The sequence below is a fragment of the Chrysiogenia bacterium genome, from assembly GCA_020434085.1.
Lineage (GTDB): Bacteria > JAGRBM01 > JAGRBM01 > JAGRBM01 > JAGRBM01 > JAGRBM01.
Window position 1 is genome coordinate 1 of the sequence record JAGRBM010000542.1, and the last position, 4925, is coordinate 4925.

The following is a 4925-nucleotide window of genomic DNA, read 5'->3' on the forward strand; positions in this document are numbered from 1 at the left end:
AACGCCTGGCCAAGGCCCAGAGCGACTGCATGGCGCTCTCCATGAAGGGCCACAAGATGAAGCAGCGGGCGCTGGACTCGATGCGCTGACTCAGCCCGGCAGCCGCCGCCAGTCCGCGCGCACGAAGTCCCACTGCGGGGTCTCGATTTCTTCACGTCCATCTGCCTCGTACCAGGGCGAGAGATCGCCATCCTCCGGATTCTTCAGCACGTGAAATTCCTGCGCGGGCATGTAGCCCTGTCCCAGCAGGAAGACGCGCTGCTTGGTAACGGGATGCTCGGCCACGTCGAGCACGAGTACCGCGTGGCCGGGCGAGCCCGCCTGGATGAGCACGTCGCCGGCGCGAATGCGCGTGGGATCGGAAACGGCCGGGAGCTCCCTGCGCAGCGAGATCGTCCCCGCGTAGCCGAAGACCACGTCGAGGTAGCGCCGGAAGTTCTTGTAGGTGCGTGCGACGGGCCTCCCCTGCGGGAAAGACACCCGGTTGCCGCTGACCTGCGGGCGCCGCCCGGCGAGCCAGTCGCTCCAGCGCGCGCGGTCGCCGCTCGTAAAGTCGTAGGCGATGTCCGCGTCGCGCCCCCGGGAGAACAGATACTCGGCGTGCAGCCGGATCACGCTGTCGGCGCACTGCTGGAGATCGCGCTCCCCGACGTCCATGTCGGCGACCGCGTAGTGGGCAAACTGGTTGAACTTCCAGAGCCCGTTGTAGAGTTTCACAAAGGGCCGGCCGTCCCTGATCGGCAGCCCGCGCAGCCAGGCGGCAAAGGAATTCTCCGGAGCCGCCACGCGCACAAAGCCCTCCGGCGGCGCAACGCGCGCCTCCAGCCGCCGCGCCGGCTCCCCCGACTTCGGCCACGGGTAGGGCGAATCCGCAAAGACGCGCGCCGGCACAAACGCCAGCAGCGCTGCGCTGAGCAAGGCAAGCCACTTCATGGAGAGCAGGGTATCAAAGAGAGATTAAGGGGAGATGAAGCGGGGGTGGTCTCGCGGCTAATTGTTAGCCTCTTATCGCAGATCCGAGTCAACTCCCAAAATGGCTGAAAGATACTACGGTAGCCCCTCGACTCGATGCGCTAACTCAGTCCGGATCGACGCGGATGATCCAGAAATCGTCGCAGAGAAATACGGCATTTTTCCCTTTGGGTAATCCCAGTATTTCGCGTCCTCGCAGTCGAGCCATGATCATGTCTTTGGGCGCTGGCTGGGGTTCATCGGGAGCGATGAATGCCGTGTAGGATTCGAGCTTGTCGGTTACAATCGTGATTTGATCAAGGCGATTTCCAAGTTCATTCAAGAGGTATTGTTCGCCAATCGTTCCCACTCCACTGCGCCGTAATGTGTCGAGAAGCGAGGAGGCATGGCCCGGTAAGTAGTCTTGTACGCATCCCATAATCGCTATTTCGCCTGCTTGAAGATGGTCGGCTGCCATGATGCGTTTGATGGTTGGTGATTGTGGTAGCGGTGCTGAAGCCGCACGCGCGCGTTCTATCCTTTGAATCTGATCGCTAGTCGCACGTCTAACGCACACGAATCGAGAGCTCGATGATTGCGGCGTGGTGTTCGCCTGACGTTGGGCTTGGAGATAGCATCTGTGAATGGGCCATGGCGGTCCTATTGAATCGAACAGGACGAAGTCACCATTCCCATTCGTATGTGCCCAGACTGCGGCATTGCACGACGGGTTCAAAAAACACCTCGTTTCCCAAGTCGCTGGACGTCCTATGGGTTCCACTAAATTGCCCGCCTTTTACTTCGCGCGTTTGCTGCTTTGCGACAGCTTCATTATCCTCGGATTCGTCGTTCCGGCCAAATGCCGAGTTTCGCCCCGAATTGCCCCGATCGCCCGTATCCCGCTATCCTTGCCCCCATGGACCTGCCCATCGACATCGATCGCGCGGCGCTGGCCGCGCTCTGCGAGAAATACGGGATTGAGCAGCTCGAGCTGTTCGGCTCGGTCCTGCGCGAGGACTTCGGGCCCGATTCCGATGTGGACGTGCTGGTGCGGTTCCGGGAGGGGGAGTCGCCGGGCCTTGATGAGTATCTGGATATTCAGGAAGGTCTGGAAGCGCTGTTCGGCCGGGCGGTGGATGTTCTCAATCGCAGGGTGATCGAAGGATCGAAGAATCCCTATCGCAAGCGGAGCATCCTTGAAAGTGCGCGGGTGTTGTTCGCTGCCTGAGTCTCTTTATTGTAACGACAGCCGTTGAACCGTTCGTCCTGAGGAGCCGCGAAGCGGCGTCTCGAAGGATGAATCGACAGCCCGCGATGTGGGCGGCCCTTTTGCCCTTCGAGACGGACGCATGCGCGTCCTCCTCAGGACGAACGGGGTGTGGATGCGCTGCTGACACGGGACAGGGCGAGGCATGCCTCGCCCCTACACAATCCGTGTTCATCTGTGTGTATCTGTGGTTCCAAATTTCTGCCGGAAAGTAAAAGCGCCAATGGCGCTAACCCGCCTTCACCGTCTCGAAATTCCGAACCAGATAATCCGTCGCCGCGTCGGCGGGCAGGGGTTTGCTCCAGTGGTAGCCCTGGCCGATGTCGCAGTGGAGGGATTTGAGCAGGTTGGCCTGTTCGGGCTGTTCGATGCCTTCGGCGATGACGAGCATCTGGAGGCTGCGGGCGAGCTGGACGACGGCGCGGACGATTTCGAGGTTGTCGCGGCTTGTCGAGATGCCGTCGACGAAGCTCTTGTCGATCTTGAGCACGTCGATGGGGAATTGCTGGAGGTAGGAGAGCGAGCTGTAGCCGGTGCCGAAGTCGTCGATGCAGATGGTGGTATCGAGGCGCTTCAGGCGATCGAGGATCTCGCGGGTGCGGTTTGGGTCATCCAGGAAGAGGCTCTCGGTGATCTCGAGCTTGAGCATGTTGCCGGGCACGCCGCTCTCGCGAAGGACGCCGGCCACCTGCTCTGCCAGGTCGTGCTGGCGGAACTGCTTGCCCGAGAGGTTGACGCTCACCGAGAAGTCCGCGCCGCTGGGGATGTGCGGGCCCCAGGCGTTGACCTGCGCGCAGGCGGTGCGCAGCACCTCGAGCCCCAGGGGGAAGATGAGGTCGGTCTCTTCGGCCACGTCGATGAAGTGGCCGGGTCCGATGATCCCGTGCTCGGGATGGTTCCAGCGCACCAGGGCCTCGAACCCCATGAGCCGGGTGTCGCTCAGGCGCACGAGTGGCTGGTAGAAGACCAGGAACTCGCCGCGCTCGACGGCGTAGCGCAGCTCTTTTTCCAGCTCCACGCGGCGGCGCACCTCGGCCCGCAGGCGCTTGGAATAGTACTCGACCTGCCCGCCGCCGCCCTGCTTTGCGCGGTGCATGGCCGCGCGCGCGTCGCGCAGCACCTCGTCGGGCTGCTTGTGCTCGGCAGTGAGGATGGAGACACCGATGCTGGCGGTGATGAAGATCTCGTGATTCCCGACGGTAAAGCCCTGGGCCAGTGCCTCGCGCACGGTGATGATGAGGTTTTCGATGTCGTCCTCGCTGCCCATGCCCTCGGCCAGCACCAGGAACTCGTCCCCGGCCAGCCTGGCGAGCGTCCGACCGGCGCCCAGCGCATCGGAGAGCCGCGCCGCCACGGCAAAGAGCAGGCGGTCGGCCACGGACTGCCCGTAGGAATCGTTCATGCGCTTGAAATCGTCGAGGTCGATGAACAGCGCGGCGCACACGTCCTGATCGCCCATCTGCGCGCGGTGAAGGACGCGGCCCAGGCGCTCGGTAAAGAGCAGGAGGTTGGGCAGGCCGGTGAGCGGGTCGTAGGCGCTGCGCTCTGTGAGATCGGTCTGCGAGCCGGTCACGCGGAAGGCGCGGCCCTCGCCGTCGCGGGCGATGGCCCCGCGGCTCATCACCCAGCGGAAGCTGCCGTCCTTGTGGAGCATGCGGTACTCGACCTGCAGGTGTCCCTCGTCGCCCTGCACGGCGAACCAGATCTGGCTCTTGATGTCCTCGCGCTCTTCGGGGTGGATGCGCGAGAACCAGTCCTCGGGGGTGGCGCCGATCTCTCCGGGCTTGTAACCGAGCATCGCGAGCCAGCGCTCGGAGAAATAGATGCGGTCTTCCTCGAGGTCCCAGTCCCAGATGCCGTCGTTGGTGCCCTGCATGACGAGTTTGAGACGCGCCTCGCTCTGCTTGAGGCGCTCCTCCATGGCGCGGCGCTCGGCGATGTCCTCGCACACGGTGACGATGCCGACGGGCTCGCCGTTCTCGCCGGTGAGGATCTCGCTGGTGAGCTGCACGGGGAAGATGCTCCCGTCGCGGCGCACGTTGGTGGTCTCTCGCTTGAAACCCCGCAGGCTCTCCAGGCGCGAGGGATCGACGGGCCTGCCGGGTCCGCCGGTGGCCAGGATGCTCGCGTAGCGCCCGGGCAGCTCTTCCTGCTGGTAGCCGTGCATGGCCGCGTCGACCGGGTTGGAATAGATGATCTTGCCGTGCCGGTCGCTCACCGTGACTCCCAGCGGCAGGGTGTCGAGCGCCTTGACCAGCGATGCATACGAGAGGTTCTCCAGCCGCAGGGAGGTGTGTTCGCTCTGGAGCTGATCGAAGGCCTCGTAGAGCGCGCTCTCCCTCTCGCGCCGCTGGGAGAGCACGAGGTAGACCAGAATGAGCGAGAGGATCATGTAGACGACGGTGGTGCCGCCCACGTTGAGGCGCCACCACATGGAGAGCTCGCCACCCTCAAAAGGAGCGCTCTTCAAAAGCGGCGCGTAGGGAAGGATGCCCTGCACTTCGAGAATGCCGATGGTGATCGCAAGCACCGCGCTCGTTGCCAGCGCCGCCACGGCCGGCAGCCAGCCAAAGAGCAGCGCGCCTGCGAGCAGTCCCACCACGAGCGCCATGGGCCCGGGCGTGGTCCACATGCCGGCGAAGTAGACGATGATCGCGTTGCCGATGGCAAAGCACTGGAGGACGGTGTTGACCAGAATGCGCGAGGA

The 4925-nt window shown here is 63.6% G+C and carries 4 protein-coding genes; 1 reads left to right on the forward strand and 3 read right to left on the reverse strand.

Translation table 11 applies throughout. The features are described from left to right. Positions 1 to 90: 90 nt before the first annotated feature. Together KDH09_17980 and KDH09_17985 are read right to left on the reverse strand one after the other, a co-directional pair. Positions 91 to 933: a DUF4846 domain-containing protein gene (locus tag KDH09_17980; protein MCB0221593.1), complete on the reverse strand. Its 843-nt coding sequence runs from the start codon at positions 931 to 933 to the stop codon at positions 91 to 93. A gap of 145 nt (positions 934 to 1078) precedes the next feature. After that, positions 1079 to 1429: a hypothetical protein gene (locus KDH09_17985; protein MCB0221594.1), complete on the reverse strand. Its 351-nt coding sequence runs from the start codon at positions 1427 to 1429 to the stop codon at positions 1079 to 1081. 438 nt (positions 1430 to 1867) lie between these two features. Between KDH09_17985 and KDH09_17990 the strand changes: the two genes are divergently transcribed. Then, positions 1868 to 2179 carry a nucleotidyltransferase domain-containing protein gene (locus KDH09_17990; GenBank protein MCB0221595.1) on the forward strand — a complete coding sequence of 104 codons (312 nt, stop codon included), beginning with the start codon at positions 1868 to 1870 and terminating at the stop codon, positions 2177 to 2179. A 268-nt stretch (positions 2180 to 2447) separates the two neighbouring features. Here the strand turns inward: KDH09_17990 and KDH09_17995 are convergent. Then, positions 2448 to 4925, reverse strand: a 2478-nt coding sequence (locus KDH09_17995; GenBank protein MCB0221596.1) for an EAL domain-containing protein, incomplete at its 5' end; no start/stop codon positions are given.